Origin of the sequence: Methylobacterium hispanicum, from assembly GCF_022179285.1 — a bacterium.
GTDB classification, from domain to species: Bacteria; Pseudomonadota; Alphaproteobacteria; order Rhizobiales; family Beijerinckiaceae; genus Methylobacterium; species Methylobacterium hispanicum.
Window position 1 is genome coordinate 89,335 of sequence record NZ_BPQO01000018.1, and the last position, 17,114, is coordinate 106,448.

Below are 17,114 nucleotides of genomic sequence, written 5' to 3' on the forward strand. Positions count from 1 at the left end.
ATGCCGGTCTACGACTACGCCTGCGCAGCCTGCGGCCCGTTCACGGTGATGCGGCCGATGGCCGAGTTCCAGCACCCGCACGACTGCCCCGGATGCGGGGCGGCCTGTCGCCGGGCCTTCCTCACCGCGCCGCGCCTCTCGGGGCTCGATCCGGCGTTGAAGGCCGCCCACGCCACCAACGAGCGCAGCCGCCACGCGCCGCGGCGCTCGGGTGGGCACGGGGCGGGCTGCGGCTGCTGCACGCCGCGGAAGACGGCGTCCCCGCCCGCGGCGGCCAAGAGCTTCCCGAACGCGCGGCCCTGGATGATCAGCCACTGACGCCGCCACCCCCCTCCCGTTCCGCCGCGGAGCGGGAGGAGGCGCGCGGCCATGAGATGGGGAGGAGCGACACCATGATCCACGGAGACATCTCGTCCAGCCAGGACAGCGTCGGCGTCGCCGTCGTGAACTACACGATGCCCCGCCTGCACACGCGGGCCGAGGTCTTGGAGAACGCCCGGGCGATCGGCCGGATGATCGTCGGCATGAAGTCGGGCCTGCCCGGGCTCGACCTCGTGATCTTCCCCGAATACTCGACGCACGGGATCATGTACGACGCCGCGGAGATGTACGAGACCGCCTCGGCCATCCCGGGGGCCGAAACCGAGATCTTCGCCGCCGCCTGCCGGGAGGCTAAGGTCTGGGGCGTGTTCTCGCTGACCGGCGAGCGCCACGAGGAGCACCCCCGCAAGGCGCCCTACAACACCCTGATCCTGATGAACGACCAGGGCGAGATCGTGCAGAAGTATCGCAAGATCATGCCCTGGACGCCGATCGAGGGCTGGTATCCGGGCGATCGGACCTACGTCTCGGACGGTCCCAAGGGACTGAAGGTCAGCCTGATCATCTGCGACGACGGCAACTATCCCGAGATCTGGCGCGACTGCGCCATGCGCGGGGCCGAGCTGATCGTCCGCTGCCAGGGCTACATGTATCCGGCCAAGGAGCAGCAGATCGTCATCTCGAAGGCGATGGCCTTCGCCAACAACACCTACGTGGCGGTGGCCAACGCGGCCGGCTTCGACGGCGTCTACACCTATTTCGGCCATTCGGCGCTGATCGGCTTCGACGGGCGCACGCTCGGCGAGTGCGGCGAGGAGGCGATGGGCATCCAGTACGCGGCCCTGTCGAAGTTCCTGATCCGCGACTTCCGGGCCCATGGCCAGTCCGAGAACCACCTCTTCAAGCTGCTGCACCGCGGCTATACGGGCATGATCAACTCGAAGGAAAATCGGCACGGGATGTCGGATTGCCCTTACGACTTCTACCGGCGCTGGATCGAGGATCCCGACGGCACCCGCGAAGCGGTGCGAGCCATCACCCGTCGGAGCGTCGGCACGGAGGAATGCCCGATCGCGGGCATCCCCTTCATCGGCCAGGGTGAAGCGCCGCCCGACCCCTGATACGGCCCCCGGTCGATCGGTTCGGCCGCGTGCGGCGAACCGCGCCGGGCCCCCTCTCCCATAGGGCAGGGCGATCGCATATGGCGGGCCCCCTTCCTCGGCTCGCACCTGAACCGCACCGCGCCCCCTCTCCCGTGCGGGAGAGGGTTGGGGTGAGGGATGAGAACTCTACGGACATGACGCGACGCCACCGAGCGGGCCTGCTACGCCCCATCCTGACAGTTCTCGTCCCTCATCCTGTCCCTCTCCCGCACGGGAGAGGGGACCCGCGCCCTATCCGCCTCGGGGCTCGGCCGGCATATGCGATCGCCCTGCCCATAGGGAGAGGGTCGGGGTGAGGGGTATGACCTTACAGGACTGAGCACGGCATCGACGCGCGTTCGGGGCCGCGTCTCGTTCGGAAACCTCATACCCCTCACCCGGCTTTCTGCGAAAGCAGACCTCTCCCTATGGGAGAGGGGACCCGCGCTTCGTCCTCAGACGATGCGTCAGACCGAACCAGACAATCGGACATGGCATGACCCGCCAGCCCTGAAGCATCGTCCCGACAGGTGGGTGCCGAGGGTCAGGCCCGATCGAGAAATCCGAGGAGGGTCCTGGTCACGGTCTCGGCGCGCGTCACGCTGTGGGCGTGGCCGCCATCGGGCATGAGGTCGAGCCGCGCGTTCGGCAGCCCCGCGGCAAGCCGCTCCGAGGCGGTGTAGGGCACCAGCACGTCGTCGCGCGCGGCCATCACCAGCGTCTCGTGGGAGATAGCGCCGAGGCGGCCCGTCAGATCGAAGGTCTCCAGGGCGGCGATGCGCGCCAGAACGGTGTCGGCCCCGGGGAAATGCGCCAGGGCGTGCGCCTCGTCCGCCGCCAAGCGCTCCCCTTCAGCCGAGATCCAGGGCGCCGGATACAGGAAGATCGCTTGCGCCCGGACGAAGGCCTCGGGACCGGCCCGCGTCAGCAGCGCCTTGCGGGCCGCGAAGCAGCGCCGGGTCGCCGGGTCCATCACGTCCCAGCCGTTGATCACGACGATGCGCCCGACCCGCCCGGGGCAGGCGAGCGCGAGTTGCAGCGCGATCAACCCGCCGAGCGCGTGCCCGACGATGTCGGCCGTCTCCACATCGAGACGGTCGAGGAGGGCGCGCACGTCCTCGGCCATGGCCGGAATGTCGTGGCCGGGCTCCAGCGGTCCGGCCGAACGGCCGGTCCCGCGATGATCGTAGGCGACGACGCGGAAGCGCTCGGCGAGGGCCGGGATCTGCGGCGCGAAGTAGCCGGCCGATCCGCCGAGCCCCGGCGAGAGCAGGACGGTCCGGCCCTCGGCCCGGCCGTGGATCTCGTGGTGAACCGGCGCGATCATCCGCTCAGGCAGCCCCTCGGCCAGCCGTCCCGAGATGCGCGACCGAGGCGATCTCGACCAGCGCCTCGGGCTTCACCAACCCGCACTGGATACAGTAGCGCGCCGGCTTCTCGCCCGGAAAGTACGCCCCGTAGACCGCGTTGATCGCGGCGTAATCGGCCCAATCTTTCAGGAAGACGTGGTTGAAGGTGACGTCGTCCATGCTGCCGCCCGCGGCCTCGACGACGCCCTTGATCGTCTCCAGCACGTGGCGGGTCTGCGCGCCCGCATCACCCACATGCACGACGTTGGCCTCGGCATCGAGCGGCAGGGTGCCCGAGACGTAGAGCACGCCGTCGGCCAGCGTTCCGGGCACGTAGGGCGCGAGCGGCTTGCCGGTGCCGGGCGGGATCACTGCGGTCTTCGGCATGGTCTCACGTTTCCCTGTTCAGGCCCGTTCGGCCGCGCGGCTCGGTTCCGCAGCGAGCGCCGCCGTCAGGGCCTCGACGTCGGAGACCCAGCCGAAGAACGTCTCGATGTTGCGGAGCGCGCCCTCCTGCAGGCTCGGCGGCCCGGCCTGGTGGGTGGCGTCGGCGAGCACGATGCCGAAATACTCGCGGTGGTAGCCGTCGCGCAGGGTCGATTCCACGCAGACATTGGTGGCGATGCCGGTGAAGATCAGGCTGCGGATGCCGCGCGCCCGGAGCATGCTGTCGAGCGGGGTGTTGTAGAAGCCGCTGTAGCGGGGCTTGGGCAGGACGATGTCGCCCGGCTCCGGCCTCAGCGCATCGACCAGTTCATAGTCCCAGCTCCCCTTGGCCAGCAGCCGCTGGTTCATCTCGGGGCGCCGCCGCATAGTCTTGAGCGCGTTCGACTTGTGCCAGTTCGGCGAGCCCGGGCCGCCCGCCTCGACGTAGTCGGCGTCCCAGCCGTTCTGGAACCAGATCACCAAGATGCCGGCCGCGCGCGCGGCGGCGACGGCCTGGGCGATCCGCTCGATCACGGGCCCGGTCGCCGAGACGTCGAAGCCGGCGAGATCGAGATACCCCCCCGCGCTGGCGTAGGCGTTCTGCATGTCGACCACGATGAGCGCGCTCATGGCCGGATCGAGGGCGATCGGCTCAGGGCGCGCGGGGAGGACCACGCCGCCGTAGCGGCCCGCCGGGTCGCGGTATCCGGCCGGTGCCTCGTCCCCCATCACGCCACCTGCGCCATCGGTGCGGCGGCCGCGACGTGCCGGCGCGTCTCCATCAGCGGCTGAATCCGCTGTCCGAAGGCGTCGAGCCCCGCGAGGAAGTCGTCGAAGACGAGGAGCACGCCGCCGGTGCCGGGCACCGTCATCACCGCGTCGAGGAGCCGCGCGACGGTGGCGTAGGAGCCGACCAGCGTGCCCATGTTGATGTTCACCGCCGAGGTCGGGTCGGCCATCTGGCGCACGTTGGTGTCGGCGCCGGACTTCGTGTCGGCCTGGCCCTGGAGCCCGAGCCAGGCGATCGCCTCCTGATCCGCCCCGGCCTTGTAGTGCTCCCACTTGGCCTCGGCCGCCGCGTCGGTCTCGTCCGAGATGATCATGAACAGCACGTAGGACGAGACCGCGCGGCCGGTCTTCGCCCGCGCCTCCTCCAGCCGCGCCACGGTCGGCGCGAAGGCGGTCGGGGTGTTGACGCCCTTGCCGAAGCAGAAATTGTAGTCCGCATGGGTCGCGGCGAAAGCCATGCCGGCGCCGCTCTGGCCGGCGCAGATCAGCTTCATCGGCGCCTGCGGGCGCGGGCTCAGGCGGCAATCGTCCATCTGGAAGAACGCGCCCTTGCGGTCGCTGCGGCCGGTCTCCCAGAGGTCGCGCAGGATCTGCGCGTACTCGGACAGGTACTCGTAGCGGCGGGCGAAATATTCATCGCCCGGCCAGAGGCCCATCTGGGAATATTCTGGCTTCTGCCAACCGGTGATCAGGTTGAGGCCGAAGCGGCCGTTCGAGATCGAGTCGATGGTCGAGGCCATCCGGGCGACGATCGCCGGCGGCAGGCACAGGGTCGGCGCGGTCGCGTAGAGCTTGATCCGGCTGGTGACGGCGGCGAGCCCCGACATCAGCGTGAAGGATTCGAGGTTGTGGTCCCAGAACTCGGTCTTGCCGCCGAAGCCGCGCAGCTTGATCATCGAGAGGGCGAAATCGAGCCCGTACCCTTCCGCCTTCAGCGTCACTGCCTTGTTCAGCGCGAAGCTCGGCATGTATTGCGGCGCGTTCTCGGACAGCAGCCAGCCGTTGTTTCCGATCGGGATGAAGACGCCGATCTCCATAGGCTCGGTCATAGTCACCTCGTGCAGCGCAGGAGCCGTCCGAAGACTTGTCCCATCGAGTAAGGTTGGCCAATCGAGCCGGGTGGTCAAACGTCAAATCGCGGCGCTCGGCCATTTGCACAAACTCTCCGCGGGCTGCCCGCGGGATAGGCGGGGCCTGCCCGCGCGCGCGGCGAGACTCACCCGAGCCGCAGCCCCCGCCTGGCCCTGCGCCGCTGCAGGTACAGGCTGGCGCCGAGCGCCGCGGCGATCACCGCGAGGGAGAGGCCGGTGGTGAGTGTGCCGAGCGCGTAGATCTCCGGCGTCGTCACGGTGGTGGTCAGGCCCTGCAATTCCAGCGGCAGGGTGTTGCGGCCGCCGATGGCCTGGCTGGTGCGGGCGAGCTCGTCGAAGGACAGGGTGAAGCCGAACAGCGCGACGCCGACGAGCGAGGGCCCGAGGATCGGCACCACGACGTGGCGCAGGGTCTGGGCGCCCGTGGCGCCGAGGTCGCGGGCGGCCTCCTCGTAGGCCGGGTCGAAGCGGTTGAAGACCGCGAACATGATCAGGAGGCCGAAGGGCAGCGTCCAGGTGAGATGGGCGCCGAGCGCCGAGGTGTAGAGCCCCATCAGCGTGCCATGCTCCTGCAGCCAGCCCCAGCCGGTTTCGGCAGCCAGCCACTTCACCGCGTCGTCGAGGAGCCGGAACTCCAACCCGATGCCGAGCGAGACCACGATGGAGGGCACGATCAGGCTCGCCACCGCGACCGTGAACAGCGCGCCCTCGCCGGCGAAGCGCTTGCGGAAGGCCAACCCTGCAAAGAACGCGATCCCGACGGTGAGCCCCATCACCACGAGGCCGAGGCGGAGCGAGCGCCAGAGCGCGCCCCAGATGTCGACGATGCCGGAGCCCGCCCAGAGCTTGCCGAACCAGTGCGTCGAGACCCCGTTCATCGGGAAGGTCAGGCCGCCCTGCGGGCCCTGGAAGCTGAGGACCAGGATGGTCAGCGTCGGCCCGTACAGGAAGGCGACGAACAGGGCGAAGAAGGCCGCAAGCGCGTAGAAGGCGGGGGTGCGGGGCCGGTCGGTCATCTGGCTCACAGCTCCTTGCGCAGGTCGATGAGCCGCGTCATCGCGACGATCATCAGCATCACGGCGCCGAGCAGCACCGCGGCGTTCGCGGCCGCCGCGGGCAGCTGGAGCGCCGACATCTGCACCTGGATGATCTTGCCGACCGAGGCGATCTGCTGGCCGCCCATGACGCCGACGGTGACGAAGTCGCCCATCACCAGCGTGATCACGAAGATCGACCCGATGGCGATGCCGGGTTTCGCGAGCGGGATCACCACGTTCCACAGGGTCTGCCAGCCGGTGGCGCCGGCGTCGTAGGCCGCCTCGATCAGCGCGCGGTCGATGCGCGCCATGCTGTTGAAGATCGGCACGATCATGAAGACCGTGTTGAGGTGCACGAAGGCCAGCACCACCGCGAAGTCGGAGTAGAGCAGCCCCTCGATCGGCCGCGCGATCAGCCCCAGCCCCATCAGCGTGTCGTTGACGAGGCCGTTGCGGCCGAGCAGCGGGATCCACGAGATCATCCGAATCACGTTCGAGGTCCAGAACGGGATGGTGCAGACGAGGAACAGCACCATCTGAACGTTGCGCGAGCGGACGTGGAAGGCGACGAAATACGCCACCGTGAAGCCGATCAGCAGGGTGAAGACCCAGGTGAGCGCGCAGAACTTCAGCGTCGAGAGGTAGGTCCGCAGGGTCGTGCAGGCGTTGCCCGTGTCGAGGCAGCCCTCGAACACGTCGACGTAGTTCTGCAGCGTGAAGGCGGGGATGATCTCGTACTCGTTGTACTCCCAGAAGCTGACCATCAGGGTCAGGAGGAGCGGCACGAGGAAGAAGAACCCGAAGACCAGCGCCATCGGCGCCGCCTGGACGTAGGCCAGCGCCCGCCGTCGTCGGGTCTTCGCGGCAAGGCTCGCGGCGGCCGGCGCGATGGGCGCGTCCGCGAGGGCGGGCAGGGCGGCCTCGGTCATGGCTCCGCCCCCGCGGGACACCGGGGCGCCCTCACGCCGCGATGAACTCGTTCCACTTGCGGACCATGTAGGTGTTCTCGTCCATCACCGCGTTCCAGCAGGCGACGCCGCCCATGCGCGCCTCGAAGGAGCCGCCGTCGCGGGTGGCGCCGGCCTTCTCCAGCACGCTTCCGTCCGGGCCCTTGATGTCCCGCTCGGCGGGCTTGCCCTCCATCCAGTAGGCCCACTCGTAGGGCTCCATCTGCGCCTTGGCGGTCTCCAGCACCGCCGAGTAGTAGCCCTGGCGGTTGAGGTAGGCGCCGGCCCAGCCGGAGAGGAACCAGTTGATGAAGTCGTAGGCCGCGTCGAGCTTGCGGCCCGTGAGCGTCTTGGGCAGGCCGAAGCCCGAGGCCCAGGCCCGGTAGCCCTCCTTCAGCGGCTGGTAGGTGCAGGCCACGCCCTGCGAGCGCACCTTGGTCACGGCGGGCGACCACATGGACTGGATCACCGTCTCGCCCGACGCCATCAGGTTCACGGACTCGTTGAAATCCTGCCAGAAGGCGCGGAACTGGCCGGCGCGCTTGGCCTCGATCAGCACCTTGATGGTGCGGTCGATCTCGGCCTTCGTCATGTTGCCCTTGTCGGGATAGGTGTAGTCGCCGCTGGCCTCGATCACCATGGCGGCGTCCATGATGCCGATGGAGGGGATGTTGAGGATCGAGGCCTTGCCCTTGAATTCGGGGTTGAGCAGCTCCCGCCAGCTCGTGACCGGGCGCTTGATCAGGTCCGGGCGGATGCCGAGGGTGTCGGCGTTGTAGGTGGTGGGGATCAGGGTGATCCACTCGGTGGCCGAGCCGGCGAAGGTCTTGGCGTTCTGGCCTTCCAGGTAGAAGACCTTCTTCGGGGCCGTGCCCTGGTCGCCGATCTTCTTACTACCCACCTCGCCCCGGGTGAAGACCGGCGTGATGTTGTCGGCCTGCTTGATCCGGCGGGCGTCCATGCCCTGGATGTTGCCGGACGGGATGAGCTTCCGGAGGCTGAAATACTCCGTGTCGAGGAGGTCGAAAGAGTTCGGCTGCGTCACCACGCGCTTGGTCACCTCGTCGGTGACGACGGGGATGTACTCGATGGTGATGCCGAGATCCTCCTTGACCTTGCGGGCGATGTCGCCGGACTGGTTCACGGCGGTGCCGAGGTAGCGCAGGGTCACGGGCTCGGCGGCGATCACGTTCGGGAATCCGGTGATCGGGCCGGCACCGAGCGTCAGCCCGGCGGCACCCGCCCCGCGGAGCAGGGTGCGGCGGCTGAGCTTGATCGTGGTGGTCATGCGGGGTCCTCGACGCAGGTGAGAGAACGGATCAGGCGCTCAGGCGGTGGGCGGCGGCCTCGTCCCAGCCGAGCGGCACGGTCTGGCCGAGGGCGAGCGGCCGGGCGGCGTAGGCGCCGTCGTCGATGATGGCGGTGAGCGCGGCGGGCTCCCGGCCGCCGAGGCCGTCCGCCTCCAGACCGACATGCACGCTGGTGCCCTGGTACTCGATCGATACGACGCGGGCCGGTACGGCCTCGGCGCCCGCCTCCGGACCGAGGCGCATCCGGTCGGCGCGCACGGCGATCTCGCCGGCATCGGGCAGGCGGATGACGTTGTGGCCGCCGATGAAGCGGGCGACGAAGGCGGTGGCGGGCCGCTCGAAGACGGTGCGCGGGTCGGCGGCCTGCTCGATGCGGCCGCCGTTCATCACCACCACGAGGTCGGAGAGCGCCATCGCCTCCTCCTGGCTGTGGGTGACGTGGATGAAGGTGAGGCCGAGTTCCGCCTGGATCCGCTTCAGCTCGGTCCGCATCCGCACCCGCAGGAACGGGTCGAGGGCCGAGAGCGGCTCGTCGAGGAGCAGGACCTTCGGGCCGGTGACGAGGGCGCGGGCGAGCGCCACGCGCTGCTGCTGGCCGCCGGAGAGCTGGGCCGGCATCCGCTCGGCGAGGTGGGCCATCTGCACGAGGTCGAGCATGGCCAGCGCCCGGGCGCGGCGCTCGGCCTTGCCCACGCCCCGCATCTTCAGGCTGAAGGCGACGTTGTCGCGGCAATCGAGGTGCGGGAAGAGGGCGTAGCTCTGGAACATCATCGCGGTGCCGCGCTCAGAGGGCGCCGCGTCGCCCACCGCGCGCGGGCCGATCACCACGTCGCCGGAGGACACCGTCTCGTGGCCGCCGATCATCCGCAGGGTCGTGGTCTTGCCGCAGCCCGAGGGGCCGAGCAGGCAGCAATAGGCGCCGGAGCGGACCTTGAGGTCGATCCCGTCCACGGCGACCGTGCCGCCGTAGCGCTTCGTCAGGCGGATCAGCTCGACTTCCATGCGTCTCTCCCGCGGCAGGTCCAGCAAGGGGCGGGCCAGCCGAGGCACGGATCGGATCCTCACCCCGCTGCGGGCCCCGCGCACGCTCCTCCGAGCCGGACTCACCCCAGTGCCATCAGGCTCGCGTTGCCTCCGGCCGCGGCGGTGTTGATGCTGAGGCTGCGCTCGCGCAGGAGCCATCCGGTCGGGTAGAGGCCGTCCACCGCCGTGTGGACCGGGATCACGGCGGGCGCGCCCTCGGCGACCGCGTGCAGCACCGCTTCGAGCGCGGCTCCTTCCGCCTCGGCGAGGACCGCCGCGCAGCCCGCCGGATCGGGCGCGTCCGAGAGGTCGATCACGGTGCGAACCGATTCGGGCAGGTCCGCGACCCGGCTGCGCAAGACGTCCCTTGCGCAGAGCCGCACCCGGTTGCCCGTGGCGAGCGCGGCGGCGAGCTGGGCGTGCAGGCCGGCTTCCGTCAGCGGCAGGCAGAGGATCGTCCCGCGCGGGAGCAGGTCGTAGCGGTTCTCCTCGCCGACCGGGCCGGGCAGGAGCGCGCCGTGGCCGAGTGGCGAGTGGGCCGCCGTCCGTTCGGCGAGGGCCGCCTCCGCCGTGCGGCCCTCCCGACGCAGCGCGTCGCGCAGGTCCCGCAAGGGGGCCGGGATCGGCGCGTCCGCGGCGAGGCCGGTCTCGGCCGGGCAGGCGGCGAGCAAGCGGCGCAGGTAGAGCGGGCCGCCGGCCTTCGGGCCGGTGCCGGAGAGGCCCGCGCCGCCGAAGGGCTGCGTTCCGACGACCGCGCCGATCATGTTGCGATTCACGTAGATGTTGCCGGCCTCCGCCGCGTCGGCCATCCGCCGGGCTGCGGCGTCGATGCGGCTGTGCGCGCCGAAGGTCAGGCCGTAGCCGGTCGCCGCGATCCCGGCGAGCAGCGCGTCGAGCCCCGCCGCCTCGTAGCGCAGCACGTGCAGCACCGGCCCGAACACCTCGCGCTCCAACGCCGCGAGGTCGGCGACCTCGACGAGCGTCGGGGCCACGAAGTGCCCGGCCGCGGTCTCCGGCGGCAGGGACGGGGCGTGGACCGGCCGGCCCCGCGCGCGCATCCGTGCCACGTGGTCGAGGATGCCCGTGCGCGCCGTCTCCGAGATCACCGGGCCGACATCGGTGGCGAGCCGGGCCGGGTCGCCGACGCGCAGTTCCGCCATCGCGCCCTTCAGCATGGCGAGCACCCGGTCGGCGATCTCCGCCTGCAGGCAGAGCACCCGCAGGGCCGAGCAGCGCTGGCCGGCCGAATCGAAGGCGGAGGCCAGCACGTCGGCCACCACCTGCTCGGGCAGCGCGGAGGAATCCACCACCATCGCGTTCAGGCCGCCGGTCTCGGCCACCAGCGGCACCGGGCGCCCGTCCGGCCCGAGCCGCCCGGCGAGCGCGGCCTGGATGCGCTTGGCGACCTCGGTCGAGCCGGTGAACATCACCCCGCAGACGCGCGCGTCGGCGACGAGACGCGCCCCGACCGCGCCGTCGCCCGGCAGGAGCTGGAGGGCGTCCGGCGGCACCCCGGCCGCGCGCAGGATGGCGACGGCGCGCGCGGCGGTGAGCGGCGTCTCCTCGGCGGGCTTGGCCAGGACCGGGTTGCCGGCGGCGAGCGCGGCCGCGACCTGCCCCGTGAAGATCGCCAGCGGGAAGTTCCAGGGGCTGATGCAGGCGACGGGTCCGAGCGGGCGGTGCGTGTCGTTCGCGAAGTCCCGCCGGACCTCACCCGCGTAGGCGCGCAGGAAATCGACCGCCTCGCGCAGTTCGGCGATCGCGTTCGGCAGGCTCTTGCCGGCTTCACGGATCATCAGGGCCAGCAGCGCGTGGGGCTCGGCCTCCATCCGGTCGGCGGCGCGCTCGAGGATCGCGGCGCGCGCGTCCGGAGGCGTCAGGGCCCAATCGGCGGAGGCGGCCTGGACGAGCGCGGCCTCCACGGTCCGCGCGTCGGCCTCCACGACCCGCCCGACGATGTCGGCCCCGTCGGCCGGGTTCGCGACCGGGCGGGCCTCGCCCGTGCCCGGCCCGTCGCCGAGGAGCGGCCCGGCCTCGGCCGGCACGCGAGCCGCCGCCGCGAGGCCGCGCGCGAGGTCCGCCAGCACGTCCTCGTCGGCGAGGTCGTAGCCGGACGCGTTCGCCCGGTCCGGAAACAACGCGCCGGGCTGGCGGATGCCGGGATGGGCCGCGCCGGGCGGGACGAGCGCCATCGCCTCCGCGACCGGGTCCAGGGCCAGCTCCGCCACCGGCACCGCGGGGTCGCCGATCCGGTGGACGAAGGAGGCGTTCGCGCCGTTCTCCAGAAGCCGGCGCACGAGGTAGGCGAGCAGCGTCTCGTGGCTGCCAACCGGCGCGTAGATGCGGCAGGGCCGGTCGAGCTTGGCCGGGCCGACCACCTCTCCGTAGAGGGCCTCGCCCATCCCGTGCAGGCACTGGAACTCGTAGTCGCCGGGCCGGAACCGCGGCCCCGCCATCGCCAGCACGGCGGCGAGGGTGCGGGCGTTGTGGGTGGCGAATTGCGGGAAGACCGCGTCCCGCGCCGCGAGCAGTCGTCGCGCGCAGGCGAGGTAGGCGACGTCTGTGTGGAGCTTGCGGGTGAAGACCGGGAATTCGCCGATCCCCTCGACCTGGGCGCGCTTGATCTCGGTGTCCCAGTAGGCGCCCTTGACGAGGCGGAGCATGAGGCGGCGCCGCGTCCGCCGGGCGAGATCGACGACCATGTCGATCACGGCCGGCGCCCGCCGGCCGTAGGCCTGCACCACGAAGCCGAGGCCGTCCCAGCCGGCGAGCCGCGGATCCGCCGCGAGCGCCGCCAGGATGTCGAGGGAGAGGTCGAGCCGGTCGGCTTCCTCGGCGTCGATGTTGAGGCCGATGTCCCCGGCGCGCGCCGCCGCGGCGAGGTCGGCGACGCGGGGCAGGAGCTCGGCCATCACCCGCTCGCGCTGTGCGCGGGTGTAGCGGGGGTGGAGCGCCGAGAGCTTGATCGAGATGCCCGGCCCCGCATAAGGCCCGCGCCCCGCCGAGGCCGCGCCGATCGCCGCGACGGCCTCCGCGTAGGCGGCCGCGTAGCCGTCCGCGTCGGCCGCGGTCATCGCCGCCTCGCCGAGCATGTCGTAGGAGTGGGTGAAGCCCCGCGCCTCCCAGGGCGCGGCGTGCGCCAGCGCCTCGGCGATGGTGCGGCCGGTGACGAACTGGCCGCCCAGCACCCGCATGGCCCGGTCGAGCCCGGCCCGCACCAGCGGCTCGCCGCCCCGGCGCAGCAGGGGGGTCAGCGCGGGCCCGAGCCCCTCCGGCGCGTCGGGCGCCAGGATGGCGCCCGCCACCACGAGCCCCCAGGTCGCCGCGCCCGCGAAGAGCGAGGCGGGATGGGCGAGATGGGCCTGCCAGTCGCCGCCGCCGACCTTGTCGCGGATCAGCGCGTCCCGGGTCGCCGCGTCGGGGATGCGCAGCAGCGCCTCGGCGAGGCACATCAGCGCGACGCCCTCGCGGGTCGAGAGGTCGTATTCCCGCATCAGGCTCTCGACCGGGCCGCGCTGCCCCCGCGCACGCAGCGCCTCGACGAGGCGGCGGGCGAGCGGCCCGGCCACGGCTTCCTCGGCCGGGGTCGGGGCGGCCTCGGCGAGGAGCGGCAGCAGGCATTCGGGCTCGGATCGACGGCCGGCGGCGCGGATGCGGGCCCGCAGCGGGTCGCCCGGGGCCGGTGGCCCGGCGAGGTCGGCGAAGGGCGAACCTGCGATCTCGGTCATCGTCCGGCGGCCTCCTCGCGCCGGAGCTTACCACCCGCCGCAGGCGGAGCCAGGGGCCGCCGCCTCGATCGGTGCGGCTTCCCCCGCGCGCAGGGAGGAGGATATCCCTCGGCATCCCGAAAAATACCCCGGACTGCGGATCAGACGGCTTCCGGGCGCATGGTTCGGCCGAAGACCGTATCAGACGGAGCCCGACCGGGACGACCCGCGCCGAACCGCGTAGCGCGCGTAGCCGCGATGCGCCCGGGCGACGCGGTGGCGGGCGCTCCCGTGCCAGGCGAGCCGGCGCGGGCCCGTATCGGCGTGGATGAGGCCGCCCGGATAGGAGCCGATGCCGCCGACCTCGGGCATGCCGCGCAAAGCCGCGAGCGTGCGGGCGACGGAGGCTGCGCGGGGCCGGAAGTCGACCGCCGCGCCGCGATAGTGCTGCGAGTTGTGGGCGTGGCGCCCGCCGCAGGTCGAGGTGATCTGGATCGGTCCGACGCGGGCGGTCAGCCGGGCGATCATCGCGCGGGTGCGGGGCTGCAGGCAGCCGAGGCCGCGGACCTGGGGTTGGAAGGAGACGTAGCTCGTGGCGGGTCGGGCGTGAATTGGTCGGGCTTGGGCGGCCGTCGAGAGGCCCGAGAGGGCGGCGAGGCAGGCGAGCGCGATCCGGATCCGCATCCAGTCATCCCTTGGTTGTTGGAGAAGGCGGGCGGGTTAGGGGAAGCCTCCGGCGGGGTCAACCGGAGCGGGCACACGCCCCGGTTGCAGGCCCGCGCCCTTGATCCGGCGGCCGGGGGCTGGCCTGATGCCCGCCGGTGGGCGGGTGCCCGCCTGCGGGCGGGCACCCGCCTATGATCGCGGCCACGCGTGCGGCCGGTGCTGCGGCGGGGGAGACGACGGGGAACGATGGCACAGGCTTCAGACGGCGTGCACCAACCGGTGCGCGCATCCATCGCCGCCTTCGTCGGCACGATGATCGAGTGGTACGACTTCTACGTCTACGGCACCGCCGCCGCCCTGGTCTTCGGCCGCTTGTTCTTCCCGCAGGTCGATGGGTTCTACGGGACGCTTGCGGCCTTCGGCACCTTCGCGGTCGGCTTCCTGGCGCGGCCGCTCGGCGGGGCGGTGTTCGGCCATCTCGGCGACCGGGTCGGGCGCAAGACCTCGCTGATCATCACCCTGCTGATGATGGGCGTCGTCACGGTGCTGATCGGCTGCCTGCCGACCTACGAGACTGCCGGCATCTGGGCGCCGGTGCTGCTGGTCGCCCTGCGCCTCGTCCAGGGCATCGCGGTCGGCGGCGAGTGGGGCGGGGCGGTGCTGATGGCGGGCGAGCACGCGCCGACCCGGGACCGGCGCACCTTCTTCGCCTCCTTCGCGCAGCTCGGCAGCCCGGCGGGGCTGATCCTGTCGATGCTGATGTTCAAGCTGGTCACCACCCTGCCGGACGCCGACTTCCTCGCCTGGGGCTGGCGGGTGCCGTTCTGGTTCAGCGCCGTGATGCTGGTGGTGGGGCTCGCCATCCGGCTCGGCGTCAGCGAATCGCCCGATTTCCTCGCCGAGCGGCGGCGCCGGCTCGCGCAGGCGCAGGCGGCGGCGCCCCCGCTCGGCGAGGTGCTGCGCGGCGCGCCGGGCCTCTTGGCGCTGGCGATCTGCGCCAACGTGCTCGGCATCGCGGGCTTCTACTTCACCAACACGTTCATGATCGCCTACACGACGACCTACCTGAAGATCCCGCGCGCCCTCGTGCTCGACTGCCTGCTGATCGTCTCGGTGATGCAGTTCCTGATCACGCCGCTCTCGGCCTACATCGCCGAGCGGGTCGGCGTGCACCGCTTCCTCGTCGCCACCGCGGCGGTCTCGGTGCTCACCCCCTACGCGATGTTCACCCTGGTCGATCAGGGCACGCTCACCGGCCTCACGCTCGGCGTCGGCCTCGCGGTGGCCGGGCTCGGCGCCTTCTACGCGGTGATCGCGGGCTACGTCAGCGACGCCTTCCCGACCCGCACGCGCTACACCGGCATCTCGATGGCCTACCAGCTCAGCGGCGCGATCTTCGGCGGCCTCACCCCGATCCTCGGCACGATCCTCGCCGAGCGGGCCGGCGGCGCGTGGTGGCCGCTGGCCCTCCTGTTCAGCGCGATCGCGGCGATCTCGCTGGTCTCGGTCCTGGCGCTACGGGCCCCGCGCGAGCGCCAGATGCTGCGCGCGGCCTGAGCCCCGAGAGGAGGACCGGATGAAGACCTTCCACCACCCCGACCAAGCGCTCCACCACCCGCGCAGCTACTTCTCCCGCGGGCAGATGCGCGAGCCGCAGGAGGTGCCCGCCCGCGAGCCGGCGCTGCTCGCCGCGGTGCGCGACCTCGGCTTCCCCGTGGCGGAGCCGCCCGACGCCGGCGCAGGCCCGATCCTCGCCGTGCACGGGATGGACTACCTGCGCTTCCTGCAGGACGCGCACGCGGACTGGACGGCGCTCGGCCCAGACTGGGGGGACGAGGTGGTCTCGAACATCTTCGTGCGCGAGCCGAACGCCCTGCGCGGCGTGCTGGCGCGGGCCGGGCGCTACATCGCGGACGGCAGCGCCCCGATCGGTCCCGGTACCTTCCAGGCGGCCTACGCCTCCGCGCAATGCGCGATCGCGGGCGCCGACGCGCTGAACGCGGGCGCGCGGGAGGCCTACGCGCTCTGCCGACCGCCCGGCCACCACGCGCGGCGCGAGGCGGCCGGCGGCTTCTGCTTCCTCAACAACGCGGCCGTCGCGGCCGAGCGCCTGCGCATGCGCCACCCCCGGGTCGCCATCCTCGACACCGACATGCACCACGGCCAGGGGATCCAGGAGATCTTCTACGACCGGGCGGACGTGTTCTACGTCTCGATCCACGGCGACCCGACGAACTTCTACCCCGCGGTGGCGGGCTTCGCCGAGGAGCGCGGCAGCGGGGCAGGGGAGGGCTACAACCTGAACCTGCCGATGCCGCACGGCTCCGACGAGGCGGTGTTCTTCGGCGAACTCGCGCGGGCGCTGCGGGCGCTCGACCTCTACCGCCCGGACGCCCTCGTCCTGTCGCTCGGCTTCGACATCTACGCGGGCGATCCCCAGGCGAAGGTGGCGGTCGGCGCGGAGGGTTTCGCGCGCCTGGGTGCGGCGGTCGGCGGCCTTCGCCTGCCGACGCTCGTCGTGCAGGAGGGCGGCTACTGCATCGAAGCCCTGACCGATCTGTCCCGGCGCTTCTTCACGGGCTTCGCAGCGGCCCGCGCCTGAGGCGGCCCGCCCGCGGTGTTGCGGGACGTTCGGTCGCGTCCGTGAAACCATGGCCACACGTCGCAGTTGCATCCGTGACCGTAACGATTCCTCGGAGCACTCGATGATCAAAGCACGCCCGCTCGCCATCCTCGCCGTCCTGGTGGCCGGTCCCGCGCTGGCGCAGCCCGCGACCACGGCCGCGCCCCCGGCGGGCGGCACCGTGACGACCCAGCCCAACACCACCGGCAACACCCCCGACGTCGTGATCTCCCGCGGCGGCACGGGCGCGGAGACCGCCACCACGAACTCGGCCGCAGGCGGCAATGCCGGCCAGCCCGAGCGCGGCGTGCCCCAGGGCAGCGCGAACGGCGGCGGCAGCAGCCGCTGAGTTCGGGGCGCGTATCCTCTCTCCCGACGCGCCGCGACCGGGTTTGAGCGGAGTGTGCCGACGCCCGCCAAGCTCTCCCTCTCCGCAGAGGCAGGGCGATCGCATATGGCGGGGGTCGTCTCCTCGATCGCCACTGGAACCGCGCCGCGCCCCCTCTCCCATAGGGAGAGGGTTGGGGTGAGGGGTATGACCTTTCAGATCTGAGCACGCCATCGACGCGCGTTCAGGACAGCGCCACACTCCGAAACCTCATACCCCTCACCCTGTCCCTCTCCCTATGGGAGAGGGGACCCGCGCCTGACCGGGGCTAGGCTCGCTCGGCATATGCGATCGC

Annotated in this window: 15 protein-coding genes; 5 read left to right on the plus strand and 10 right to left on the minus strand. The window is 71.7% G+C overall.

Annotated elements, in window-relative coordinates; all coding sequences use genetic code 11:
* Positions 1 to 318: an FmdB family zinc ribbon protein gene (locus MFF56_RS19800; protein ID WP_066927956.1), complete on the plus strand. Its 318-nt coding sequence runs from the start codon at positions 1 to 3 to the stop codon at positions 316 to 318.
* 74 nt (positions 319 to 392) lie between these two features.
* Positions 393 to 1,442, plus strand: a complete 1,050-nt coding sequence (locus MFF56_RS19805) for an aliphatic amidase (RefSeq protein WP_066927958.1) — start codon at positions 393 to 395, stop codon at positions 1,440 to 1,442.
* A gap of 565 nt (positions 1,443 to 2,007) precedes the next feature.
* On the opposite strand, the gene rutD is transcribed toward MFF56_RS19805, so the two are convergent.
* The 10 genes from rutD to MFF56_RS19855 all read right to left on the minus strand — a co-directional run bounded on the left by rutD (position 2,008) and on the right by MFF56_RS19855 (position 13,826).
* Entirely contained in the window at positions 2,008 to 2,790 is a 783-nt protein-coding gene (gene rutD, locus MFF56_RS19810; protein WP_238230636.1) for a pyrimidine utilization protein D, read from the minus strand.
* Between the two features lie 4 nt (positions 2,791 to 2,794).
* Positions 2,795 to 3,199, minus strand: coding sequence for a pyrimidine utilization protein C (gene rutC, locus MFF56_RS19815; RefSeq protein ID WP_066918200.1), 405 nt, complete (start codon positions 3,197 to 3,199; stop codon positions 2,795 to 2,797).
* Between the two features lie 18 nt (positions 3,200 to 3,217).
* Complete coding sequence (gene rutB / locus MFF56_RS19820) at positions 3,218 to 3,967, minus strand: pyrimidine utilization protein B (protein ID WP_066918202.1); 750 nt, start codon at positions 3,965 to 3,967, stop codon at positions 3,218 to 3,220.
* Positions 3,967 to 5,064 carry a pyrimidine utilization protein A gene (rutA, locus tag MFF56_RS19825; RefSeq protein ID WP_066918204.1) on the minus strand — a complete coding sequence of 366 codons (1,098 nt, stop codon included), beginning with the start codon at positions 5,062 to 5,064 and terminating at the stop codon, positions 3,967 to 3,969. Before rutA ends, rutB begins: the two co-directional genes overlap by 1 nt.
* Positions 5,065 to 5,243: 179 nt before the next feature.
* Positions 5,244 to 6,134 carry an ABC transporter permease gene (locus MFF56_RS19830; protein ID WP_066920386.1) on the minus strand — a complete coding sequence of 297 codons (891 nt, stop codon included), beginning with the start codon at positions 6,132 to 6,134 and terminating at the stop codon, positions 5,244 to 5,246.
* A 5-nt stretch (positions 6,135 to 6,139) separates the two neighbouring features.
* Positions 6,140 to 7,084 carry an ABC transporter permease gene (locus MFF56_RS19835; protein WP_066920389.1) on the minus strand — a complete coding sequence of 315 codons (945 nt, stop codon included), beginning with the start codon at positions 7,082 to 7,084 and terminating at the stop codon, positions 6,140 to 6,142.
* Positions 7,085 to 7,115: 31 nt separating this feature from the next.
* Complete coding sequence (locus MFF56_RS19840) at positions 7,116 to 8,390, minus strand: ABC transporter substrate-binding protein (RefSeq protein WP_066920391.1); 1,275 nt, start codon at positions 8,388 to 8,390, stop codon at positions 7,116 to 7,118.
* Between the two features lie 31 nt (positions 8,391 to 8,421).
* Positions 8,422 to 9,414: an ABC transporter ATP-binding protein gene (locus tag MFF56_RS19845; protein ID WP_238230638.1), complete on the minus strand. Its 993-nt coding sequence runs from the start codon at positions 9,412 to 9,414 to the stop codon at positions 8,422 to 8,424.
* Positions 9,415 to 9,515: 101 nt separating this feature from the next.
* Positions 9,516 to 13,163 carry a bifunctional proline dehydrogenase/L-glutamate gamma-semialdehyde dehydrogenase PutA gene (gene putA, locus MFF56_RS19850; RefSeq protein ID WP_238230639.1) on the minus strand — a complete coding sequence of 1,216 codons (3,648 nt, stop codon included), beginning with the start codon at positions 13,161 to 13,163 and terminating at the stop codon, positions 9,516 to 9,518.
* Between the two features lie 180 nt (positions 13,164 to 13,343).
* The gene (locus MFF56_RS19855) at positions 13,344 to 13,826 is read right to left on the minus strand and encodes a DUF882 domain-containing protein (RefSeq protein ID WP_066919913.1); all 483 of its coding nucleotides are present in this window, start codon (positions 13,824 to 13,826) and stop codon (positions 13,344 to 13,346) included.
* Positions 13,827 to 14,054: 228 nt separating this feature from the next.
* Between MFF56_RS19855 and MFF56_RS19860 the strand changes: the two genes are divergently transcribed.
* From MFF56_RS19860 to MFF56_RS19870, 3 genes are all read left to right on the plus strand, one after another.
* On the plus strand, positions 14,055 to 15,365 hold the full coding sequence (locus tag MFF56_RS19860) for an MFS transporter (RefSeq protein ID WP_238230641.1): 1,311 nt from the start codon (positions 14,055 to 14,057) through the stop codon (positions 15,363 to 15,365).
* 19 nt (positions 15,366 to 15,384) lie between these two features.
* Positions 15,385 to 16,410, plus strand: a complete 1,026-nt coding sequence (locus MFF56_RS19865) for a histone deacetylase family protein (protein WP_066921574.1) — start codon at positions 15,385 to 15,387, stop codon at positions 16,408 to 16,410.
* Positions 16,411 to 16,513: 103 nt separating this feature from the next.
* Positions 16,514 to 16,780 carry a hypothetical protein gene (locus MFF56_RS19870; RefSeq protein WP_066921572.1) on the plus strand — a complete coding sequence of 89 codons (267 nt, stop codon included), beginning with the start codon at positions 16,514 to 16,516 and terminating at the stop codon, positions 16,778 to 16,780.
* Positions 16,781 to 17,114 lie beyond the last annotated feature (334 nt).